The 21,602-nt window shown below is 71.2% G+C and carries 16 protein-coding genes; 10 read left to right on the top strand and 6 right to left on the bottom strand.

Annotated elements, in window-relative coordinates; all coding sequences use genetic code 11:
• Window positions 1-28 precede the first annotated feature (28 nt).
• On the top strand, window positions 29-1,810 hold the full coding sequence (locus ACZ3KP_RS38725; RefSeq protein ID WP_467505576.1) for a PucR family transcriptional regulator: 1,782 nt from the start codon (window positions 29-31) through the stop codon (window positions 1,808-1,810).
• Window positions 1,811-1,824: 14 nt separating this feature from the next.
• Here ACZ3KP_RS38725 and ACZ3KP_RS38720 read toward each other — a convergent pair whose 3' ends face one another.
• Complete coding sequence (locus ACZ3KP_RS38720; RefSeq protein WP_467505574.1) at window positions 1,825-3,249, bottom strand: NAD-dependent succinate-semialdehyde dehydrogenase; 1,425 nt, start codon at window positions 3,247-3,249, stop codon at window positions 1,825-1,827.
• A gap of 161 nt (window positions 3,250-3,410) precedes the next feature.
• Here ACZ3KP_RS38720 and ACZ3KP_RS38715 point away from each other — a divergent pair, with 161 nt between their 5' ends.
• On the top strand, window positions 3,411-3,791 hold the full coding sequence (locus ACZ3KP_RS38715) for a DUF2267 domain-containing protein (protein ID WP_467505572.1): 381 nt from the start codon (window positions 3,411-3,413) through the stop codon (window positions 3,789-3,791).
• An 84-nt stretch (window positions 3,792-3,875) separates the two neighbouring features.
• On the opposite strand, the gene ACZ3KP_RS38710 is transcribed toward ACZ3KP_RS38715, so the two are convergent.
• Window positions 3,876-4,766: a LysR family transcriptional regulator gene (locus ACZ3KP_RS38710; protein WP_467505570.1), complete on the bottom strand. Its 891-nt coding sequence runs from the start codon at window positions 4,764-4,766 to the stop codon at window positions 3,876-3,878.
• Between the two features lie 73 nt (window positions 4,767-4,839).
• On the opposite strand from ACZ3KP_RS38710, the gene ACZ3KP_RS38705 reads away from it, so the two are divergent.
• The 3 genes from ACZ3KP_RS38705 to ACZ3KP_RS38695 all read left to right on the top strand — a co-directional run bounded on the left by ACZ3KP_RS38705 (window position 4,840) and on the right by ACZ3KP_RS38695 (window position 7,759).
• Entirely contained in the window at window positions 4,840-6,174 is a 1,335-nt protein-coding gene (locus tag ACZ3KP_RS38705; RefSeq protein ID WP_467505646.1) for an MFS transporter, read from the top strand.
• Between the two features lie 117 nt (window positions 6,175-6,291).
• Window positions 6,292-7,137, top strand: a complete 846-nt coding sequence (locus ACZ3KP_RS38700) for an aldo/keto reductase (protein ID WP_467505568.1) — start codon at window positions 6,292-6,294, stop codon at window positions 7,135-7,137.
• A 13-nt stretch (window positions 7,138-7,150) separates the two neighbouring features.
• Window positions 7,151-7,759, top strand: coding sequence for an NADPH-dependent FMN reductase (locus ACZ3KP_RS38695; RefSeq protein ID WP_467505566.1), 609 nt, complete (start codon window positions 7,151-7,153; stop codon window positions 7,757-7,759).
• 45 nt (window positions 7,760-7,804) lie between these two features.
• Here the strand turns inward: ACZ3KP_RS38695 and ACZ3KP_RS38690 are convergent, their stop codons facing one another.
• A complete protein-coding gene (locus ACZ3KP_RS38690) occupies window positions 7,805-8,872 on the bottom strand; it encodes an LLM class oxidoreductase (protein ID WP_467505564.1) in 1,068 nt (355 codons plus the stop codon).
• A gap of 401 nt (window positions 8,873-9,273) precedes the next feature.
• Here ACZ3KP_RS38690 and ACZ3KP_RS38685 point away from each other — a divergent pair, with 401 nt between their 5' ends.
• A complete protein-coding gene (locus tag ACZ3KP_RS38685) occupies window positions 9,274-9,723 on the top strand; it encodes a DUF1931 family protein (RefSeq protein ID WP_467505563.1) in 450 nt (149 codons plus the stop codon).
• Between the two features lie 66 nt (window positions 9,724-9,789).
• Complete coding sequence (locus tag ACZ3KP_RS38680; protein ID WP_467505561.1) at window positions 9,790-10,356, top strand: type 1 glutamine amidotransferase domain-containing protein; 567 nt, start codon at window positions 9,790-9,792, stop codon at window positions 10,354-10,356.
• Window positions 10,357-10,464: 108 nt separating this feature from the next.
• On the opposite strand, the gene uvrA is transcribed toward ACZ3KP_RS38680, so the two are convergent.
• The gene (gene uvrA / locus ACZ3KP_RS38675) at window positions 10,465-12,933 is read right to left on the bottom strand and encodes an excinuclease ABC subunit UvrA (RefSeq protein WP_467505559.1); all 2,469 of its coding nucleotides are present in this window, start codon (window positions 12,931-12,933) and stop codon (window positions 10,465-10,467) included.
• A 160-nt stretch (window positions 12,934-13,093) separates the two neighbouring features.
• Here uvrA and ACZ3KP_RS38670 point away from each other — a divergent pair, with 160 nt between their 5' ends.
• The 3 genes from ACZ3KP_RS38670 to ACZ3KP_RS38660 all read left to right on the top strand — a co-directional run bounded on the left by ACZ3KP_RS38670 (window position 13,094) and on the right by ACZ3KP_RS38660 (window position 18,086).
• Window positions 13,094-14,215, top strand: coding sequence for a hypothetical protein (locus tag ACZ3KP_RS38670; protein WP_467505557.1), 1,122 nt, complete (start codon window positions 13,094-13,096; stop codon window positions 14,213-14,215).
• 253 nt (window positions 14,216-14,468) lie between these two features.
• A complete protein-coding gene (locus ACZ3KP_RS38665) occupies window positions 14,469-15,644 on the top strand; it encodes a glutathione-independent formaldehyde dehydrogenase (RefSeq protein WP_467505556.1) in 1,176 nt (391 codons plus the stop codon).
• A 267-nt stretch (window positions 15,645-15,911) separates the two neighbouring features.
• The gene (locus ACZ3KP_RS38660) at window positions 15,912-18,086 is read left to right on the top strand and encodes an FUSC family protein (RefSeq protein WP_467505555.1); all 2,175 of its coding nucleotides are present in this window, start codon (window positions 15,912-15,914) and stop codon (window positions 18,084-18,086) included.
• A 136-nt stretch (window positions 18,087-18,222) separates the two neighbouring features.
• Here ACZ3KP_RS38660 and ACZ3KP_RS38655 read toward each other — a convergent pair whose 3' ends face one another.
• Complete coding sequence (locus ACZ3KP_RS38655) at window positions 18,223-18,921, bottom strand: SDR family oxidoreductase (protein ID WP_467505553.1); 699 nt, start codon at window positions 18,919-18,921, stop codon at window positions 18,223-18,225.
• 389 nt (window positions 18,922-19,310) lie between these two features.
• A complete protein-coding gene (locus ACZ3KP_RS38650; RefSeq protein WP_467505552.1) occupies window positions 19,311-21,569 on the bottom strand; it encodes an RICIN domain-containing protein in 2,259 nt (752 codons plus the stop codon).
• Between the last annotated feature and the right edge of the window lie 33 nt (window positions 21,570-21,602).

Below are 21,602 nucleotides of genomic sequence, written 5' to 3'. Positions count from 1 at the left end.
TGAAGGCGTCGAGGGACGGAGTGATCCCATGGCCGGCAGTCGGGCATACCGCCTGCACCACCGCCCCTCCCACCGGAAGGGCAGCCTTCCACTGGGCAGCGCCGGGCGGCACCCCATGGTCGCGCGCGGAGCGCCCCGCCCGCCCGTCCGCACCCCGGCCGACCTTGCCGTCCACGATCTGGTCGCGTTCTCCCGCGCCCTGTTCGGCGCTCCGGACGAAGGCGAGATCCTGCGCCTGGCCATGAACCACGTAGCCGCCGCGGGGCCGTACAGCGCCGAGGCCGGATACCTCAAGGTGGGCGCCGACCTGGTCGCCAGCCCGAAGAACGGGCAGACGCATGCCTCGGCCGTGAGCCGCAGGGTGCACGAGCTGGCCGGGCAGGACGGTAACGTGGCCTTCCCCGGCAGGCGCTGGGGCCGGGCCCTGGGGCTACGGGGATCCGCGGGACTCATCGGCTACCTCGTGGTCACGTCCCGCTCCCGGCCCACCGAGGCCGAGCGATACCTGCTCACCATCTTCGTCCGGCACACCGCCGCCGCACTGTCAGCAGCCTTCGCGCACCGCCGTCAACTCGAGGACGCGCGGGAGCTGTACCGGCTGAGGGCGGAACGCGCGGCCCTCCAGCAGCAGCTGATCTCTGTGGTGGCCGAGCTGGGCTACGAGCGAGCCGTTCACGCTGTCATGGCCGATGTCGCGGCCTCGGGTGGCGGCGAGGATGCCGTCACCCGAGCACTGCACAGGCTCACTGGACTTCCCGCGCTGGTCGAGGACCGCTTCGGTCGGCTCAGGTCCTGGTCCGGCCCCAACCGCCCCATCCCCTATCCCGAACCGGACCCCGCGCAACGGGACGAAATGCTGCACGCCGTCGCCCGTCAGGCCGGGCCCGTGCGGATCAAGGACCGGCTGATCACCCTGATCCGCCCGCACGGCGAGATCCTCGGCGTGCTGGCCCTGGTCGCTGCCCGGGACGAGACCGACGAGCACACCGTGCTCGCACTGGAACACGCCGCCGCGTCGCTCGCCCCGCAGCTGACGCACGTGCGCGATCTGGCCGAAGTGGAGCTGAGACTGCACCGCGAGCTGACCGACGACCTTCTGGCAGGGACGGACGAGACAAGCGCCTACGCCCGGTCCGAGGCAGTCGGACACGACCTGCACCGCACCCACTACGTCGTCGTCGTGCAGTGGTCGAACCGGGCTGCGGACGATGTCTTCGCACAGACCGTGAGCCGGGCGTCCTCCGCCGTGGGCATGCGCTCGCTGCTGACCCGACGTGCCGACCACATCGTCCTCATCTCCGACGACAGGCCGGGCGCCCGCGCGTTGTACGAGGCGGTCGCCCGCGAGACCGGGACACGGTCCGGGACGATCGGAGTGAGCGCCCCTTGTGACTCGGTGGACGACATCCCCCGCCGCTACGAGGAGGCGCAGCGCGCCCTGGAGGTGCGCCGCCACGGCCGCGAGCGCTACGGCACGTCGTTCTTCGACGAGCTCGGCCTCTACCGCATCCTGGGACCCGGCAGCGATTACCAGGAACTGGAGACATTCGTCCAGGAGTGGCTCGGGCAGCTCATCGACTACGACGCCCGGCACCACGCGGCCCTGGTGGAGACCCTTTCCCGGTACTTCGACTGCGGTGGCAACTACGACGAGACCGCCGACTCCCTCGCGATCCACCGCAGCACACTGCGCTACCGGCTCCAGCGCATCCGCGACATCAGCGGCAACGACCTCGCGAACGTCGAGCACCGGCTGAACCTCCAGGTGGCGACCCGCGTGTGGAGGATCGTGCTGGGCGGCCCCGACTGACGCCTCGCCGGAACTCAGCCCAGCACTTCCCCGATCGGGGCGTCGGCGTCCACGTAGCGCACGAGCTTGCGGTTCGCGAATTCCATGATGCCCACGTCGCCGAGTTCGCGCCCGTAGCCGGAGCGCTTGATGCCGCCGAAGGGCAGTTCCGGCCGGGACGCGGTCGGGTGGTTGATCCACACCATGCCCGCCTCCAGCCGGTCCGCCACGCCGCGAGCCCGCTCCGGGTCGGCGGCGAAGACCGCGCCTCCCAGGCCGTAGGGGGAGGTGTTGGCCAGTGCCACGGCCTCCTCTTCGTCGGCGACCCGGTAGACCGTGGCGACGGGGCCGAAGAGCTCTTCCCGGTAGGCCCGCATGTCCGGTGTGACGTCGGTGAGCAGGGTCGGCTCGACGAAGGCACCGGGCAGGTCGGGCCGCCCGCCGCCCAGCACCACCGTGGCTCCCTTGTCCGCCGCGTCACGGACCTGCTCCATCAGAAGTTCGGCCGCGGCCTCGGAGGACAGCGGGCCGAGCGTGGTGGCGGGGTCGGCCGGATCTCCCGGTGCCACTTCGCTCATCCGGTCACGCAACCCGGCGAGGAAGGCCTCGTAGACATCGGCAAGGGCGATGAAGCGCTTGGCCGCCACGCAGCACTGCCCGGTGTTGCCCATCCGGCCGAGGAACGCGGCGTACACGGTGCGCTCGAGGTTGTGACCGTCCAGCACGAGGAAGGGATCGCTGCCACCCAGTTCGAGGACGGACTTCTTGACGTTGCGGCCGCTGATCTCGCCCAGGCTCACGCCCGCCCGCTCGCTTCCGGTCAGTGACGCTCCCTGCACCCGGGAGTCGTCGATGATCTTCCCGACGTCTCTGCCCCGCACGAAAAGATTGGTGTAGACCCCGCTCGGCACGCCCGCCTCCGCGAACAGCTGCTCGATTGCGAGTGCGGACTGGGGGCAGCTACTCGCGTGCTTGAGCAGGATCGTGTTGCCGAGGACGAGGTTCGGAGCCGCGAATCGGACGACCTGGTACAGCGGGAAGTTCCACGGCATCACGCCGAGAAGGACGCCGAGCGGTTCGTTCACCAGTACAGCCGTGCCCTCGGGCACCGGCAGCGGTCGTTCTTCCAGCAGCTCGGGGCCGTACTCGCCGTAGTAGGTGAGGATGTCCGACGCGAGGTCGACCTCCGCCCGGCTCGAGGTGATCAGCTTGCCGACCTCAAGGGTCAGGAGGTGCGCCAGTTCCTCCTTGCGCTCCCTCATGAGCCTGCCGGCGCGCTGCACGAGGGCCCCCCGGTCGGCCGTCGACCTGGCACGCCAGTTCGGAAAGACACGGTGCGCGCCGTCGATCGCGAGCTCCACCTCCTCCGCGCTCAGCGCGGGGAACTCGCGAACCCTTTCGCCGGTGTACGGGTTGACCGTGGCGATGGGACTTCCCTGGGCAGTGACATGGGCGTCCATGACGCCTCCCTGGAGTCGGGACACCTCGGGTTTCCACGCCCGGACCTGCTCACACCTCGTGGGCACCGCCGTCCGTGGACGGGCGCGGGCCGGGTCGGCGTGGCAGGCTTGCAGGGGATCTGCGCCGTTCGTCGCAACACCACAGCGAAGGAGGACGACGCATGGATGAGCAGGAATTCGTCCGTACGGTCGCCGAGCGCACCGGACTGAGCCGGCAGGAGGCGGCGGACCTGACCCGGGCCACGCTCGAGACGCTGGCCCACAGGCTGAGCCCCGGTGAGGCCAGGGACCTGGTCACCGAACTCCCCGAGGGTCTCGCGGAGGCGGTGCGCCGGGGAACCACGGACCGCATCGAGCGCTTCGACCACCGCGACAGCGTGCTGCGCGTGGCCGAACGCACCATGCTCAAGGTGGAGGAGGCCGACCGAGGTGTGCGAACCGTACTGGCCGTGCTCCGGGAGGCGATCAGCGAGAAGGAGTTCAACGACCTGATGTCGCAGCTCGGCAAGGACTTCTCCCAGGCCGTCGATTCCGCCGGGTGACGCCAGGGCCTTCGGGACGGCGGGTGACACCCGGGGACAGATCATCGGCCCGGCGAGGCGGACGCAAGGGGCCGGACACCCTCGTCACAGGGCGATGACATGGAGGTCGACCAGGTCGAGCAGCGCCCTCAGGGCCGAGCTGGGCCGCCGGGTCGACGACGTGCCGAGATGCATGCTCCAGCGGAGCACGGTGTCGGACACGTCCAGGACGTGCAGGCCGGGAGTGCGGGCAACGGCGAACGCGGGCAGGAAGGCGATGCCCAGACCGTGCCGGACCAGTGCCGCTCCCATGTCGATGTCGGGCACTTCCAGTGCCACTCGGCGTCCGACGCCGGCCGCCGCGAACGCCCGATCGACCACCTCGCGGTTGCCGTAGCCCGGCGGGAAGTCCACGAAGGGCTCCCCCGCGAGGTCCGACAGTGCCACCTCTCCCCGCTGCGCGAGCGGATGGGCGGCGCTCACCACCGGGACGAGCGGCACGGTGGCCAGCTCCCGCGCGTCGATCCCGGCGGGCTTGCGGTCGGGCAGCGACAGGAAGGCCACGTCGAGGTCTCCGCTGAGCAGCGCCTGCGCCAGTCCCGCCGAGCCGGCCGTCGCCAGCCGCAGGCGGACATCGATCGCCGGATGCCGCGTGTGCAGCCGGCCGAGGAGCGCGGGCAGGTCCACCACCTCGACCGAGGCCATGGCGCCCACGTTCACCGTGCCGCGCAGCGTGTCGTGTGCCGCACGCACGGCGTCCTGGGCCGCCTGGGCGGCTTGCAGCGTGGTCCGAGCCTCCGGCAGCAGTGCCGCGCCGGCCCCGGTGAGCCGGACCTGCTGCGACGTGCGCTCGAACAGCGCGCTGCCGAGCTCGCGCTCCAGGGAGCGGATCGCGGCGGACACCCCCGACTGCACCACGTGCAGCCGACGGGCGGCGCGCGTGAAACTCAGCTCCTCGGCGACCGCGATGAAGTGCTCCAGCTGGCGTAGTTCCACACCAGGAGTATCACTCACATTGCTGGAGCCCAGCAAAAACATTCGTTGGCTTTGATTCTTCCCGGTGAGGAGGATGGAAGGCGTCGTCCACTTCCACCCGAGGACCCGAGGAGGGGTACCCCTGCCTGCCGTACCGACGCCGCTGACCCGTCCCACCGCCGACGCTCCCGCCGGTCTGCCACCCCGCATCCCCGCCCGGCGCCGCGCCCCGCACGCGACCGGCTTCTGGTTCGTGGCGGTGTCCTTCGCCGTGCTGATGGCCTTCGGTACCGCACCGACCCCACTGTGGCCGCTGTACGGTGCCCGGGACCACTTCGGCGCGACCACGGTCACGGTGGCGTACGCCTCGATGGTCGTGGGCGCGGCGGCCGCCTTCCTGGGACTGGGACACCTGTCGGACCGGCTCGGCCGGCGGCGCATCGTCGTCCCGGCGCTGCTCGTCGGCATCGTCGCGTCGGTCGTGCTGATCGTGTGGCCGGACCTGCCGGGGCTGATCGCGGGCAGGATCCTGAACGGTGTCGGACTGGGGCTGATGGCGTCGACCGCGACGACGTACCTGCACGACCTCCACCACGAGGCTCGTCCGGACCGGACGGGTTCGGCGCTGCCCGGCATCGTGGCCACCGCCGCCAACCTCGGCGGCCTGGCCGCAGGGCCCCTGGTCGCCGGCGCCGCAGCCGAGTGGCTCCCCGCTCCCCTGATCACCGCCCAGGCGATCTTCACGCTCGCCATGGCGCTGTGCCTGGCGCTCGTGCTGTGCACCCCGGAGACCGTGGACCGGGAGCTGCCCGCGGCCGAACCGCCCGAGAGGTTCGTCCTGCGCCCCGGCGGCCGGCGGACGTTCGGTGCGGCCGGCGCGCTGGGCGCCTTCGCCTTCGCGATCCTCGGCCTGATCTCCTCACTCGGGGCGAGCGTGCTCCACGGCACCCTGCACACCGACTCGCGTTTCGTGGTCGGACTGGCGGCCTTCCTCATGTTCGGTTCCGCCGCGGCCGCCCAACTGGTGCTGGGACGTCTGCCGCTGCCCCGGGTCCTGACGGTGGGGGCAGTGGTCTTTCCGGTCGGCCTGGTCCTGTGCGCCGTCGCCCTCTACCACCCGGCGCTCTGGCTCTACCTGGTCGCCGTGTCCCTCTCGGGAGCCGGCTCCGGGCTGCTGTTCAAGGGAGGCGTCGACCGTGCCGGTTCAGTGGCCGAGCCCGCCTCACGCGCGGGGGTCCTCGCCGTGTTCTTCGTCGTCGCATACCTCGGAATGGGCCTGCCCTCCGTCCTGTTCAGCATCGCCCTGCGGCACTTCGCCGTGCAGACCGCGATGATCGGATTCGCGACGGTCCTCTCCTGCGGCGCCGTTGTGTCGGTGGCCGTCGCTCTGCGCGGTGGCACACGTGGTGCCGGCGAGTTCCCGGCGTAGTCCGCTCGGCCCTCCTGGCCTGTCTGCGGCACATGCGACACGGCTGTCTGGGTGCCCCACGGCTGGGCACCCGGTACGGGCGCATGACGCGGATCCGCGGCAGACGGGAGGCCCGAGATGTCCGTGGAATCGGCCAGAACGACGACGCTCCCCTCCGGTGAGAAGATCGCGGCGCTCGGGCAGGGCACCTGGTACCTGGGCGAGGACCCGGGCCGACGCGAACAGGAGATCGCCGCGCTGCGGCTGGGCGTGGACCTGGGCATGACCGTCATCGACACGGCGGAGATGTACGGCCACGGCGCAGCCGAGGAACTCGTCGGGGAAGCCCTCCGGGGACGCCGGGAAGAGGTTTTCCTCGTCAGCAAGGTGCTGCCCGGCCACGCCGACCGGAAGGGCACCGTCGCCGCCTGCGAGGACAGCCTGCGGCGGCTCCGTACGGAACGGCTGGACCTGTACCTGCTGCACTGGCGGGGACGGTGGCCGCTCGAGGAGACCCTTGCGGGATTCACCGACCTGATCGAGGCGGGGAAGATCCGTTACTGGGGGGTGAGCAATCTGGACGTCGCCGACATGACCGAGCTGACCACCCTCCCCGGCGGCGACGCCGCAGCCGTCGACCAAGTGCTGTACAACCTCTCCCGGCGCGGCGTCGAGTGGGATCTGCTCCCCTGGTGCCGCCAGGCCGGGGTGACGGTCATGGCCTACTCCCCCGTCGAGCAGGGGCGGATCCTGGCGGTCGAGGCACTGGATGCCGTGGCCCGGGCCCTCGGGGCGACGCCGGCCCAGGTGGCACTCGCCTGGGTGCTGGAACAGGGGGTGGCCGCGATCCCGCGCTCCGGATCACCCGACCACGTCCGGGAGAACCGCGGTGCGGTGGACCTCCGCCTTCCCCCCGAGGCACGCGACGCCCTCGACGAGGCGTTCCCGCCACCCGGCGGGCCCACGCCCCTGGAGATGCTCTGAAGGAGTTGACAGGATGACGCGTCCGCTCGTCGTCGGCATGGGGGGCTCGCTGCGCACCCCGTCGACCAGCCTCACCGCACTGTGCGTGGCGGTCGAGGGGGCGGCCGACGCGGGCGCCGGCACCCTGGTGATCGACCTCAGGCGGCTGGCTCTTCCGTTCTACACGTCCGGGCCCGGGGTCCCTGCGTCCGCCCGCCGGCTTGCCGACACCGTTCAGGCCGCCGACGCCCTGCTGTGGAGCAGCCCGACGTACCACGGTTCGGTCAGCGGCGCGTTCAAGAACGCGGTGGACTGGCTCGCCCTCCTGGCCGACCACGACCCGCCCTACCTCAGCAACAAACCCGTGGGGATGCTGACGACCGCCGGTGGAGTGCAGGGCCTGCAGGCGATCAACGCGATGGAGTTCATCGTGCGGTCGCTGCGCGGCTGGGCCGTGCCGCTGGTGTTCGCGGTCCCGCGGTCCTCCAGGGTCTTCGACGGCGACGGACGTCTCACCGACCAAGCGGTCGCGGACCAGTTGCGCGGCCTCGGCGCGGAGGTGACCAGGGCGGCCCTGCAGTTCCGGGACGAGGGCACGTGCGACTACGCGCAGGAGCTGCCTCCCGCGGCCGCCCGGGACTGAGTGCGGCCCTGCCACGCGGGGGACCGGGGTCGGGGTCGTGCTTCCTCAGCGCCCGGACCAGCGCCCGGTCCGCTCCACGGGCCGCCGGTGCTCCTCGCGTGCCCCGGGACGCCCGGGCGGGAAGTGCGGCAGCACGTGTTCGGCCAGTTCGTCGATCACTTCCGCGACCGGGCGGCGGCTGTGCTTGAAGTTGATCATCAGCTGGTCGATGCCGATCTCCTGCCAGGCCCGCATCATCGCCAGCAACGACACCCGGCCCACCGAGAAGCCCTGGTGGATGGGCCGGGGCAGGGCCAGGGGGTCCTCGGTCAGATCGAGATAGGTGGCCTGCGCGTACGGCTTGAACCCACGGCCGTCGCCCCCGGTCAACTCCCGCCACCGCTCGATGTTCTCGGCCTGCTGCTGGAGCGGCGGGGTGTAGTACAGCCAGCCGTCCGTGTGGTCGGCGATCCACCGGACGTCCTGCCTGCCGCGTCCCGTCATCAGTACCGGGATCCGCCGGTACACCGGCTTGGGCAGCAGATCGGTGCCGCGCATCCGGCCGAGCGGCGACTCCACGTGCGGGAAACGGTGCTCCAGGACGGTACGGAAGTACTCCAGCGACTGCCGGAACCTCTCGGCCCGGCCGCCCAGGTCCTGGCCGAAGGCCGGGAACTCCACGGGCCGGTCACCGGTGGCCACCCCGAGCAGGAGCCGTCCGCCCGACAGCCGGTCCACCGAAGCGGCCGCCTTGGCGGTGTGCAACGGATGCCGCAACGGCATGACGATGCTGGCGGTCCCCAGGGTGATCGAGGTGGTGCGGGCGCTGAGCAGCCCCAGATACACCCACGGGTCGAAGACCTGTCCGGTGTCCCCGAAACTCGGGTCCAGCAGCGGCACGTCACGGACCCACACCGAGGCGAAGCCGGCCCGCTCGGCCTGCTGGATCCGCTCGATGTGCCCGGCCAAGGACGGCACGGGCCCGTCGAAGCCCTCCAGGGGCGTGATGGCACCCACGGTCATCCTGCCGCCGGGGTACGCCCTGGCCATGGCCGCGTGCTCGGAGAACGGCCGCTGCGCCCCGCCCGCGACGTCCACGGGTGCGCCGGCTGAAGGGACTGTCGGTTGTGTCATGCGATCCTCCGGCGATGTCATGCCGAGTCAGGGTGCATCGAACGCGCCGTGTCGCCCGAGGCGCGGGGCTCGCAGGGTGATGGTGTCGAACAAGGTGTCGGCGCTCGGCTGACGGGCGTCATGGTGCATGCGCCTCAGCAGAGGTCGTATCCATGCTCCGCGTGTGGGCCGATCCCCACCTGCTCCCGGTGGGCGGAAAAGCGGCCGGCTCGATGGGCCTCCGAGCACAAGTGCGGCCTGCCTCCGCCGCGGGCGCGGCGGGCGCCGGCGCCGGATCGGCGCGCTGCTCTGCCAGGGCAGGAGGGGGCGCCCCTTTTCGGCCTGGAGTGCGGAGGCGCTCAGCAGGGGGCTCTGCGAATCTCGACCGGTAGCAGCCGGTTCCCGGTGAGGAGGCGAGAGGCATGGCCGTGATGGGTGTGTCGAAGTTCGAGAGGTTCTTCCGCGCCGCCGCGGGCCTCGACGTGGACAAGAACGACCTGAAGCGGTACGGCGACTTCGTCGACGCCAAGCTCTACGACCTCCTGGTCGTCGGCCAGGCATCGGCCAAGGCCAACGGCCGGGACACCGTCGAACCGTGGGACCTGCCGATCACCAAGGGCCTCCAGGAGAGTGTCCACCGGTTCCGGCGGCTCGACGAGGAGGTCGAGCTGAAGCCGATCCTGGAACAGCTCGCCGCGCACCCTCCCCTCGACAGGGCACCCACCGAGCAGACCGAAGAGCGCTACCCCGAGATCATCGGCGGTCTCAGCGTCGCCCTCGCCGAGACGTTCAAAATCGTGTATCCGGACATCAAGAACCCGCAGACCAGCCACTGGGACGGCGTGACCGCGGTGTTCGACCGGCTGCTGTAGCAGTCACGCCCCGTTGCATGTCACCGGACTCGTCCCGACTCGGACGGCGTGAAGGGAGCCTTGACCATGACACAGGAACTCCGGGGGATGCGGGTGGCGATTCTGGCCACCGACGGCGTCGAGCGCGTGGAACTCGACCAGCCGCGCGGTGCGCTGCAGGGCGCAGGGGCGAAGACCGAGATCGTCTCGATCCACCCCGGCGAGATCCAGGCCCGTCAGTTCGACCTCAACGCGGCCGGAACCTTCCCGGTGGACCGTCTGGTCGCCGACGCCTCCGTCGACGACTACCACGCGCTGCTCCTGCCCGGCGGCACCATGAACCCCGACCAGCTTCGCATGGACCGCGACGCGGTGCGGTTCGTCAAGGACTTCATGGCCAGCGGGAAACCGGTCGCATCGATCTGCCACGGCCCGTGGACCCTGGCGGAAGCAGACGCCGTGCGCGGCCGCCGCCTGACGTCCTGGCCCAGCATCCGTACCGACCTGCGCAACGCCGGCGCGGAGGTCGTCGCCGACGAGGAGGTGGTCGTCGACGGGCAGTTGGTCACCAGCCGCAGCCCGGCCGACCTGCCCGCCTTCTGCGTCGCCATCGTGGAACAGTTCGCCCGGGCGCACCACCCCATGCCCGGCTGACCCGGCGGTCCGGCCGCGGGCGCTGCCCAGTGGGGTGGCGCCCGCGGCCTGCTGGGCCCGCTCTCCCACGGGCCGATCACCCGGGCGGTCGCTTCCCTACGACTGCCGTCAGGAGCGCGCGAGCCGGGCCGCGAGATAGGGCGCGGTGGCGCTGCGGCGGACCCGCGCCACCTTGGCCGGCGGCCCCGCCGCGACCACCCGCCCGCCCGCGTCGCCGCCGCCAGGACCGAGGTCGATGACCCAGTCGGCGGTGGCGATCGTGTCCAGGTCGTGCTCGACGAGGACCACCGTGTTGCCGGCGTCGACGAGCCGGTGCAGCTGCCGCAGCAGTAGTGCGATGTCCGAGGGGTGCAGCCCCGCCGTCGGCTCGTCGAGCAGGTACAGCGCGTGACCGCGCCGGGCCCGCTGCAGTTCGGTGGCCAGCTTGATGCGTTGCGCCTCACCACCGCTGAGTTCCGTCGCGGGCTGGCCCAGCCGCAGGTACCCCAGTCCCACCTCGCGCAACGTCTCCAGACTGCGGGAGGCGGCCGGGACGGTGGACAGGAACTCGGCGGCGGCGTCGACGGACAGCGCCAGTACGTCCGCGATGTTCTTGCCGCGGTGGGTGACTTCCAGCGTTTCGGCGTTGTACCGGGAGCCTTCGCAGGTGGGGCACGGCGCGTAGGTGCCGGGCAGGAAGAGCAGTTCCACCGCGACGAACCCCTCGCCCTGGCAGGTCTCGCACCGTCCTTCGGGCACGTTGAAGGAGAACCGCCCGGCCGAGTAGCCGCGCGCCCTGGCCTCGTCCGTCGACGCGTACAGCTTGCGCACCGCGTCGAACATCCCCGTGTACGTGGCCAGGTTGGACCGGGGGGTCCGGCCGATGGGCCGTTGGTCGACCCGGACCAGCCGGTCGAACGACTCGACCCCCGACGCGTCCTGGACGTCGACCTCCAACTGCGCCTCGTCGGGCTCCTCGGGCGCGAGTCCGAGGTGGCCGCGGACGACCTCGGCGAGCACCTGCGTCACCAGCGTCGACTTTCCGGAACCGGACACGCCCGTCACCGCCGTGAGTACGCAGAGCGGTACGTCGACGGACACGTCGTGCAGATTGTGGCGGGAGACGCCGCGCAGGCGCAGCCACCCGTGCGGGGTGCGCGGGCGGTGGTCGAGCGGCTGGGCGCGCCCGAACAGGTACTGGCTCGTGGCCGACTCCCCGACCTGCTCGAGACCGGCGACCGGGCCGCTGTACAGCACGCGGCCGCCGCCCTCGCCCGCGCCGGGGCCGATGTCGACCACCCAGTCCGCCCGCCGTACGACGTCCATGTCGTGCTCCACGACGAACAGCGAGTTGCCCGCCGCCTTGAGACGGTCCAGCACGTCCAGCAGCGGTTCCGCGTCAGCCGGGTGCAGGCCCGCGGAGGGCTCGTCGAGGACGTAGACGACGCCGAACAGCCCGGAGCGCAGCTGGGTGGCGATCCGCAGGCGCTGCGCCTCGCCGGGGGACAGGGTCGTCGAGCGGCGCCCGAGGCCGAGATAGCCGAGGCCCAGGTCGAGCAGTACGTCGATGCGCGCGACCAGATCGCCGCAGATGCGGACCGCGACCTCGGTCGTCTCCCCGGACCGGGCGGTCGACGTGGTGGCGTCGGCCTCGGACCGTCCGGCGACGGGCCGCAGCAGCGCCACGACCTCGGTGAGCGGCATCGCGTTGATCTCGGCGATGGAACGCCCGGCGAAGGTCACGGCGAGCGCCTCGGGCCGCAGTCCGCTGCCGTGGCACTCGGGGCAGGGCACACTCCTGACGAACCGGAGCGCCCGTTCGCGCATCTTCTCGCTCTTGGAGTCGGCGAGGACGTGCATGACGTGCTTGCGGGCGCTCCAGAACTTGCCCTGGTAGCCGTAGTCGATGCGGTCCTCCTCCGGCTCGATGTACACGGAGGGCTGTTCGTCCGTGTACAGCAGCCAGTCCCGGTCCTTCTTCCTGAGCCTGCGCCACGGCCGGTCGATGTCGATCCCCAGGTTGCTCACGACGCTGCGCAGGTTGGCGCCCTGCCAGGCACCCGGCCAGGCGGCGATCGCCCCCTCGCGGATGCTCAGCGAGGGGTCCGGGACGAGCAGGTCCTCGGCGACGTCGTGCACGACGCCCAGTCCGTGGCAGTTCGGGCAGGCGCCGGCGGCGGTGTTGGGTGAGAACGACTCGGCGTCCAGCCGTGCGGCCCCGGGCGGATAGGTGCCGGCCCGGGAGTACAGCATGCGCAGCAGATTGGACAGCGTGGTGATGGTGCCGACCGTCGAGCGCGAGCTGGGCGATCCGCGCCGCTGCTGCAGGGCCACGGCCGGTGGCAGTCCGCTGATCTCCTGCACATGCGGTGCGCCGACCTGTTGCAACAGCCTTCGGGCGTACGGGGCCACGGACTCGAAGTAGCGCCGCTGGGCCTCGGCGTAGAGCGTGCCGAACGCGAGTGACGACTTGCCCGAACCGGAGACGCCGGTGAAGGCGACCATCGCGTCCCTCGGAACGTCGACATCGATGTTGCGCAGGTTGTTCTCACCGGCGCCCCGGACATGCACGAAGGGGTCGGTCGCGTCCTTGTCCACCGTTCCTGATTACCTGATCGCGCCGGGAACCGCGCGACATGCGCCGTCACCAGGCTCCGTTCGCCCGGGCGCACCGCCGCGAGGCCGACGCGACGTCGGTGTTACCCGGGGGCATCCTGGGGGCACTCGCGAGCGCGGGGACAGCCGACGAGAGGGAGTCATGCGGGTGTCGTCTCAAGGCGTTACGGTCGTGGCTCTCCTTGCGGATCCGGATGCGCCGACCGAGATCGCGCAGCGCATGGCCCGGATGCTTCCTGGCCGGCTCGCCGAGAGGTCGGGCCAGGGACGACGGTTCGACGTCGAAGTGGTCAGTGAGCCCTTCACCGCAGCGGCCGAGGACCTGCCCACCCTGATGCACCGGATCATGGACCGCGGAAATGAGGGGGACTGGGACATCGTCGTGGCCCTCACCGACCTTCCGCTGCACTCACATGGGCGCAAGCTCATGGTGGATCTGAGTCACGAACACGGCCTGGCGCTGCTGTCCCTCCCCACGCTGGGTGGCTTCCGGCTGCAGACCAGGGCCCAGCGGGCCGTGGAAGAAGCCGTGCTCAGCTTGGCGGCCTCGCGGGCCACCGGGGCCGCGGGGCCGACGGGAAGCCGGCCGCTGCGGGGGCCCTTCACCGGTCGTCTCGCCCCTGTCCGTCCGGGCCAGGTCGGCGAGGACGAGATCGCCGACCTGCGGTACGTCGTCAGTGGGCCGCGCGGTTACCTGAGGGTGCTCCTCGGTATGGTCCGCGCCAACCGGCCGTGGCGTCTGGTGCCGGGCTTGTCGAAAGCCCTGGCGGCCGCACTCGCCACGGGAGCGGTCGCCACCGTGAACTCCACCATCTGGAACCTGGCCACCTCCCTGAGCACGCCACGCCTGGTGATCGCCATGGTCGGGTCCCTCGCTCTCATGATCGGCTGGCTGATCATCGACGCGAACCTGTGGCACCGAACGGATGAGGTGTCGCCGGAGGCACGGAAGACGGCGGCTCTCTACAACGCCTCGACGGTCGTGACCGTGGGTATCGGGGTGATCGTCTGCTACGCGGGGCTGGTGGTCATCAACCTGGTGTGGGCGCTCTTCATCCTCAACGGCCGGGTGTTCGCCTCCACGACGCGAACCCCGCTGCACTCCACGGAGTACTGGACCCTGTCCTGGTTCGTCGCGTCGGTCGCCACGGTGGGCGGCGCGCTGGGATCGGGCCTGGAGAGCGACGAGGCGATCCGGGCGGCCGCCTACTCCAAGCGCGAACAGGAACGTCGCAACGCGCTGCGTGACGACCAGGGTGATTAGCGGGTGACTTCCGCCGTTCGGTCGATGCGTATGTGTTGCGCCTCGGGGGCCGACGGGGACCCGCACGGCACGCCGCCGAAGCGCCCGCGCTCCCTGTGACGGGCCCACGGCGGAACCACACCGTTCCATCTGATGCAGGTGAACGGCCCCCAGAGGCGTGCTGGAGCCCAGGACCCCCGTCGCAGCACTTCCGAGAGTCAGGGTCTTTGCGCCCTCTCCATCACGGCATGCCACGACATCCAGGGAAGTCATCATGAAAGCAGCGGTATACGAAGGTCCGCGAACGGTCGCGGTGAAGGACGTACCGGACGCGAAGATCGAGCACCCCTGCGACATCATCGTCAAGATCACCACTACCAACATCTGCGGTTCGGACCTGCACATGTACGAGGGCCGCACCTCGTTCGAGTCCGGCCGCACCCTCGGGCACGAGAACCTGGGCCAGGTGGTGGAGGTCGGCTCGGCCGTCCGCAAGGTGCAGGTCGGCGAGTACGTGGTCCTGCCCTTCAACATCGCCTGCGGCTTCTGCAAGCAGTGCGAGCGGGGGCTGACCAACTACTGCCTGACCATGCAGCCGGAACCGTCCCTCGCGGGAGCCGCCTACGGATTCGCCGACATGGGCCCCTACCAGGGCGGCCAGGCGGAGCTGCTGCGCGTGCCCTACGGCGACTTCAACGCGCTGCGTCTGGGCGAGGACGCCGCCGAGCGGCAGACCGACTACGTGATGCTGGCCGACATCTTCCCCACCGGCTATCACGCCACCGAGATGGCCCACGTCAAGCCGGGCGACCAGACCATCGTCTTCGGGGCCGGTCCGGTCGGGCTGATGGCGACCTACTCGGCCATCCTCAAGGGCGCCGGCCGCGTCTGGACGGCCGACCACCAGCCCGACCGGCTGCGCAAGGCGGAGGAGATCGGGGCCATCCCGATCAACACCGCCGAGCAGAACCCGGCGGAGGTCGTCAAGGAGGCCACCCTCGGTCTGGGCGCCGACAACGGCTGCGAATGCGTCGGGTACCAGGCGCACGACCCCCAGGGCCACGAGGACGCCAGCCTCACGCTCAACGGCCTGATCGACTCGGTCAGGTTCACGGGCGACATCGGCGTGGTGGGCGTGTTCCTGCCCCAGGACCCCGGCGGCGCCGAGGCCCAGGGGGAGCTGGAAGCCCAGGGCAAGGTCCCGATCGACTTCGGCATGATGTGGTTCAAGGGCCAGCACATGGGCACCGGTCAGGCGCCGGTGAAGAGGTACAACCGGGCGCTGCGGGATCTGATCGCGGGCGGGAAGGCGAAGCCGAGCTTCGTCGTCTCCCACGAGCTCAGCCTGGACGAGGCCCCCACCGCCTACGAGCACTTCGACGCCCGTGACGAGGGCTGGACCAAGGTCGTCCTGCACCCGAACGGACACGGCAACGGCCACAAGCGGTAAGGGACTCGGGGCCGCCGTGCCCCTTCTCCCCCTCGCACCGGTCCGGGGGACGGGTGGCGACCCGCCCGTCCCCCGGCCGGGGCCGGGTCCATGGCCGCGGGCCGGCCGGACCCGAAGCGACAACGACTGCCCGTGACGGCACCCCGTCCGGCGGCTGCGGCCGCCAGCCGGTCAGCGGGCCGTGCAGGAGGCTGCCTTGCCCGACGGCTGCCGCACCTCGACCAGGCCGACGCCACCCCGCAGGGCATTGCGGCCAGGCGGACACCCGTGACGTGGCTGCGGGCCTTCGGCGAGGTCGTGCGATCCGGGCTCACGATCGAGGAGACGCGGCTGGAACCCCTGCTCGCGCTGCGCGCCGCCGCCGGGATGGCGATCGTCGTCGGGGCGACACTGTGGCTGGTCTCCCCTGCCTATGCCGCGTCCGCCGCCCTCGGCGCCTACTCCGCGGGTGGGGCCACCTTCCAGCGCAGCTGGCGTCCGCGCAAGGTGGTCGCGCTCGGCGCGGGGGCGGGTCTGGCGGTCAGCACCTTCGTGGGCTACCTGGCGGCGGGGCGACTCGTGACGTTTCTGCCGCTGCTGGCCGTATGGGCCTTTGCCGCGGGAATGGCATGGGCCGTCGGGTCGACCGCCGGGATCGTCGCGGCGACGACGGTGGGCAGCATGCTGGTGACCGTCACCTTGCCCACGAGTGTCGGGCGAGCCCTGGAACACGCCGGGGTCATCGCGCTCGGGGGCGTGACGCAGGCCGTGCTGATCCTGCTCTTCCCGATCCGGCGTTGGGGAGCGCATCGTGACGCGCTCGCCGACGCCCTGGCCGCCGTCGCGGACTACGCCCGCCGGCTGCGGCACGACCCGACCGCCCCGTTCGACCCGGAGCCGTTGATGACGGCCCGGGACGCGGCTGCCGTGACACCGTCACAGGCCCGCACCCGTCCCCCCGTCCTGCACGGCCCCCGGGGCCTCGCCGAGCGCGTTCGGCCGGTGGTCGCGGCGCTCGCCGACCCGGACGTGGGCGCCCCGGCGGAGGGACCCGGGCGGGACCGCGCGCGCGAGTTGCTCGACGCGGCGGCCGACGTCCTGGACGCGGCCGCCCGTGCGATCCGCCGCGGCGCTCCCGCCGAGGTGCGGCCCGAGAGCATGGACGCCCTGCGCGTCGACGAGGAGCACGAGGTACTGGAGGGCCCCGCGCGGCAGGCCGCCGAGCAGCTCGTGGAACTGCTCGGCGAGGCGTTGGAGATCGCCGGGAGCGGCTGCGGGCGCGGGAGGACGCCCACGCCCGCCGGCCCCGCCGGCGCCCGGTTCCTCATGCGCCCGACCATGCACCGGCTGGTCCCGGTCGTCACCCGGGCGGTCCGCAGTGAACTCCGCCCCGACTCGCCCGTGTTCCGGCACGCCGTCCGCCTCGCGGCGGTGGCCACGCTCGGCTACCTGCTCGCCGCCCGGCTCCCCCTGGGGCACGGCTACTGGGCGCCCCTCGCCTCCGTGATGGTGATGCGTCCGGACTTCCACCGGACGTACGCGCGTGCGGTGGCCCGTCTCGCCGGGACCCTCGCGGGGGTCGCGCTCGCCACCGGAACGGTGCGGGCCCTGGGCCCGGACGCCCATGTGTCCGCCGCGTTGGCGGTGGTCTCGGCGGGCCTGTCGTACACGCTGAACCGCACCGGCTACGCCTACTCCCAGTGCTTCACTGCCGCGTACGTCGTCTTCCTGCTCGGCATGGGCGGCCAGGCGTGGGAGCAGACGGTCCCGGAGCGGGTGGTGCTCACGCTGCTCGGCGGGGCCCTCGCGATGCTGGCGTACGTCGTGTTCCCGGCGTGGGAGACGCCCCGGCTGCCGGGCCGGCTCGCGGACTGGCTCGCCGCCAACGGTCGCTACGCGGCCACGGTGCTCCGCGACTACGCCGAACCGACCCGGGAGCATCACGCCGACATGCGCAGGGCACTGCTGGAGAGCAGGGAGGCACGTGCCGCCTGGCAGGAGGCATACGACCGGGCACGGCGAGAACCCGTCCGCCCCAGGGGGCTGACGTCGCGCGAGGCGCAGGAGGCGCAGGAGGCGCTCAAGGGGTTCGGCCGGGCGGCGATGCTCATGGAGGTTCACGTCCCGCGGGCCGACAGCCGTCCTGTCCCCGAGGCGGAGCGATTGGCCGAGGCTCTGGAGACGGACACCGCGAAGGCGGCGGTCGCCGTGCGCGAGCACCGGAATCCGGACTGGGGACGCGTGGAGGAGGCGCTCCACGCGTGGAAGGACGCCGCCGGCAGTGGGACCCCGGTCGTGCGGCGCGAGGCGGAACTGCAGAAGCGGGCCCTGGAAGACCTCGCGACAGCCGTGAGCCGCACACCCCTGGAACGGGACGTCGGCTCTGCTCGCGAGGAACAGCGGGTACGGGCCGCCGCGGCGGCGGAAGGTGACGGATCAGGACCCGCGCACCGGGACGGGTGACGAAGTCGGCCAGGGAGCGCCTCGCCTCACGGACCGGCAAGCAGTCTCCGCGCCGCCTCGGGCGCCGCCGCACGAGCGGTCGGCATCGCCGACGCGCCCGGGGTGGCAGTCCGTCCGCGGGACGCCGAGCGCGGCGTCAGCCTGCCTGTCCGGTCGGCCGCATGGTGATGTGGTTGATGTCCACACCCGCGGGCTGCTCGACGGCGAAGACGATCGTGTCCGCGACCTGCTCGGCGGTCATCACCGGCGCCGCCTCGGGGGTGCCGCCGCGCTCGTCCCAGAACGGGGTGTCCACCACCCCGGGTGCGACGACCGTCACGCCGACCCCGTCCTTGCCGACCAGCAGCCGGGTGTTCTCCGCCAGTGCGTGGGCGGCCCACTTGGTGACCGAGTACAGGTTGCCAGGCGTGTTGCGCACCCCGGCGACCGAACCGATGATCACGATACGACCCTTGGACGCCCGCAGGTGTGGCAGGGTCTCCCGCACCAGCAGGGCCGGGCCCAGGACGTTGGTGAGGACCATGGCACGCATGTCCTCGGGCGCGTGGCTCTCCAGGTTGCCGGGCAGTGAGAAACCGGCGTTGGCTATGACGTTGTCCAGTCGGCCCCACGCCTCTACCACGCGGCGCACGGCGGAGGCGACGTCGTGGGCGTCGCTGGTGTCGCCGGTGATCGTCAGCAGCCGCTCACCCGCTGCGGCCGAAGCAGCGAAGGCGGTCAGTTTGTCCGCGTCACGTCCGGTGACGGCCACGCGGTGGCCCTGCTTGAGCAGGGCTCGGCCGGTGGCGGCGCCGATTCCGGTCGAGCCACCGGTGATCAGCGCGACGGGTTCCATGGGACGGCCTCCTCAGGATGTGATCATCGGGGCTCCGCCAGGGCCCCGGAGGTCGATCAACACGAGGTGGCGCGTGAACTCGACCGGCTCCAGGTCGCCGGTTCCCCGAAGCCCGCACTATACCCAGCGCCGCACGATCGGGGCCGAACCGGTCGCCTCCGCGAGCGGCTCCCGACAGGACTTGTCACTGCTCAGCGAGGCGGCTGACGGGCCCTCAACCCGCATCAACCCCACACATGAGCCGGTAGCCGTCCTGCGTGTCCGGCGCCCGTGCCACCTCGACACGGGCGCCGGACCGGTCTCCTTGTCCGGCCGGTCCACCCGGCCCACGTCACCCGCAGAGGGCACGGACAAGTTGCACCTGTGTACCGTCGGGTCCGTTGCCGGACTTACGGATAGCTCACCAGGTACGCCACGTTGCTGCTGGGAGTGACCTGGTTGCCGGTGTTGTCGATGATGTGGTTGATGGTGCCGTCTCCACCCAGGACCGTGGTGACCATGCTGTGGAACTTCACCGCTGACGTGGTGGGCACCTCGATGGCGTGGCCGAGGACGACGGAGGGGTTGTCGCGGAGGTAGGCGTAGACACCCACACCCCACGCCTCGTGGGAGGTGACCGAGTTGGCGACCTTGTACGACGCGTAGCCGAGGTCCCCTCCGCTGGTGGTCCAGCTGGACTGGTCGGGCACGTCGTAGGGGGTCTCGCTCTGGTAGAAGTACGTGCGGCCGCCGTTGCCGTTCCAGGTGGTCTGGTACTTCTGGTAGTGCTCGACCGCCAGGCCGTACATGGTGACGTTGTTGCCGTTGACGATCAGTCCGTTGGCGGCCGGGTTGGTCGTCCAGCCGACGCCGTTGGTATGGTCCGCGCGCCACAGCCAGAGGTCGTCGCCGATGACGTCGTTGCTGTTGACCACCAGTGTCTGAGTGGCCTTGCCGGCGATGTCGCCGCCGATGCGGAAGAACACGTCGTGCAGCACGATGGGATCGGCGGTGTGACTGGCGGTCGAACCGGTCGGGCCGACCTGCATCAGCGTGGCGGAGTTGGTGGTGTTCGCGCTGATGAGAAGCCCGGCGATGTCTATGCCGTCGGCATCGGCGGTGGTGATCGCGGTGACGCCGTTGTCCGGTACGAGGGTGGCCAGGCCCAGTCCGAGGACCACGGTGTCGGGGCGGGTGATGTTGAGCGGGGCGGACAGGTGGTAGACGCCCGGGGTGACGATCAGGTTCTTGCCGGCGGCGAGCGCGTTGTTGATCGTCGTGGCGGTGTCACCGGGCTTGACGATGGAGAACTGGCTGATCGGCAGGGAGGTGCCCGGGGCGCTGCCGTTCGTCCAGTCGGGGCCCTGGACATGGGTGCGCACCGAGGGGACGAACACCTGCCAATTGCCCGAGCCGTCGACGTACATGAACGGCTTCTCGCGCATCACGGGGCTCTGGGCGACGGTGGTGTACTGCGGATTGGGGAAGCCGGTCGCCGGGGCGCCGGTGTCGCCGACGAAGACCATGTTCCAGTTGTGCCCGGTCCAGCCGCCGTTCATGGCGGTGTCCTGGGTGAGGAACTGCTGCTGGGTGCCGGAGTTGATCTGGCCGGAGATCCGCGAGTCACCGATGTAGCCGCCGCTGGACCAGTTGGTGCCGGTGCCGTGGGTGTCGTCCCACAGCTTCATGCTGCCGTGCACGTCCATGCGCCGGAACGGGTCGGCCTGCGAGACAGCCCACATGGTGCTGCCCGAACTGGGGCTCACCGACATGTTCTCGGCATCGCGCCAGAAGTTCTGGGTGGCGTTGCCGTCGCTGGTGTGCCCCTCGACGTGCACGCCTCCGCCGGTGATGGACACCTGGTCCGGTGACAGGCCGAGTCCGGCGACCTGGGTGTAGTAGCCGACGGGTATGTCGACGTCGTACGTGCCGGGGGTGAACAGCAGGGCGTTGCGCTGGGTGCCGAACTCGTTGTTCTGCTGGGTGGCGTAGACCTGGTTGATCTTCGACTGGATGGTGGACGTCGACATCGATGGATCGAACACCGTGACGTTGGGGCCGAAGTCCGGGGTGCCGGCCGGTGGGGTGATGCCGGCGGAGAGCGAGAAGGACTGGGCGGCGGTGCCATTGCAGGTGTATTGCTGCAGTTGGACGCTGTCGGCAGTGGACGCGGACGGCACATCGAGGCACTTGCCGCTGTTGCGGTTGACGAAGTGGTACGTCCCGGAGGCCTCCGCGACCGGCAGCCACTGCTGGTTGGCGCCGCCGCCGTAGAGCCACAGCTGGGTCAGCGCGCCGTCGGCGGTGGAGACGCCGGTCTCGTCCCAGACCTGGTCCGGCGCTGAGGCCACGCCGATCCGGTAGTAGCCGCTGTCGGTCGGGGTGAACTGCCAGGACTGCGCTCCGGTGCCGTTGCAGGCGTACTGCTGCACGGCGGTGCCGTTGCCGGTGGCGCCGCCGCTCGCGTCGACGCACTTGCCGCTGCCTGCGTTGACGACGGCGGTGGGAGCGGTGGGGATGCTCGCGGCGGCGGCACTCGGGGCGGTAGCCAGCGCGATACCGCCGGCGGCGGCCGGCAGCAGGAAGGCTGTCGTGAGGGCGGCCGTGCGTCTGCGCCGGCGGGGTGCGCGGACGCGCGCGGCGGGAACGGCGGCGGGAACGTCGGTCACACGTGTCTCCTTGGTCGCGATGTGGGGGCGCGA

This window comes from Streptomyces sp. NPDC020958 (genome assembly GCF_055562175.1).
The sequence above is the reverse complement of the archived record's forward strand: the minus strand, read 5'-3'. Positions and strand labels throughout refer to the sequence as shown.

Coding starts and splice junctions, on each gene's coding strand:
- ACZ3KP_RS38690 (WP_467505564.1), bottom strand. CDS start 8,872: ATGACACAACCGACAGTCCCTTCAGCCGGCGCACCCGTGGACGTCGCG.
- ACZ3KP_RS38700 (WP_467505568.1), top strand. CDS start 6,292: ATGTCCGTGGAATCGGCCAGAACGACGACGCTCCCCTCCGGTGAGAAG.
- ACZ3KP_RS38680 (WP_467505561.1), top strand. CDS start 9,790: ATGACACAGGAACTCCGGGGGATGCGGGTGGCGATTCTGGCCACCGAC.
- ACZ3KP_RS38670 (WP_467505557.1), top strand. CDS start 13,094: ATGCGGGTGTCGTCTCAAGGCGTTACGGTCGTGGCTCTCCTTGCGGAT.
- ACZ3KP_RS38695 (WP_467505566.1), top strand. CDS start 7,151: ATGACGCGTCCGCTCGTCGTCGGCATGGGGGGCTCGCTGCGCACCCCG.
- ACZ3KP_RS38720 (WP_467505574.1), bottom strand. CDS start 3,249: ATGGACGCCCATGTCACTGCCCAGGGAAGTCCCATCGCCACGGTCAAC.
- ACZ3KP_RS38705 (WP_467505646.1), top strand. CDS start 4,840: ATGGAAGGCGTCGTCCACTTCCACCCGAGGACCCGAGGAGGGGTACCC.
- ACZ3KP_RS38725 (WP_467505576.1), top strand. CDS start 29: ATGGCCGGCAGTCGGGCATACCGCCTGCACCACCGCCCCTCCCACCGG.
- ACZ3KP_RS38655 (WP_467505553.1), bottom strand. CDS start 18,921: ATGGAACCCGTCGCGCTGATCACCGGTGGCTCGACCGGAATCGGCGCC.
- ACZ3KP_RS38715 (WP_467505572.1), top strand. CDS start 3,411: ATGGATGAGCAGGAATTCGTCCGTACGGTCGCCGAGCGCACCGGACTG.
- ACZ3KP_RS38685 (WP_467505563.1), top strand. CDS start 9,274: ATGGCCGTGATGGGTGTGTCGAAGTTCGAGAGGTTCTTCCGCGCCGCC.
- ACZ3KP_RS38665 (WP_467505556.1), top strand. CDS start 14,469: ATGAAAGCAGCGGTATACGAAGGTCCGCGAACGGTCGCGGTGAAGGAC.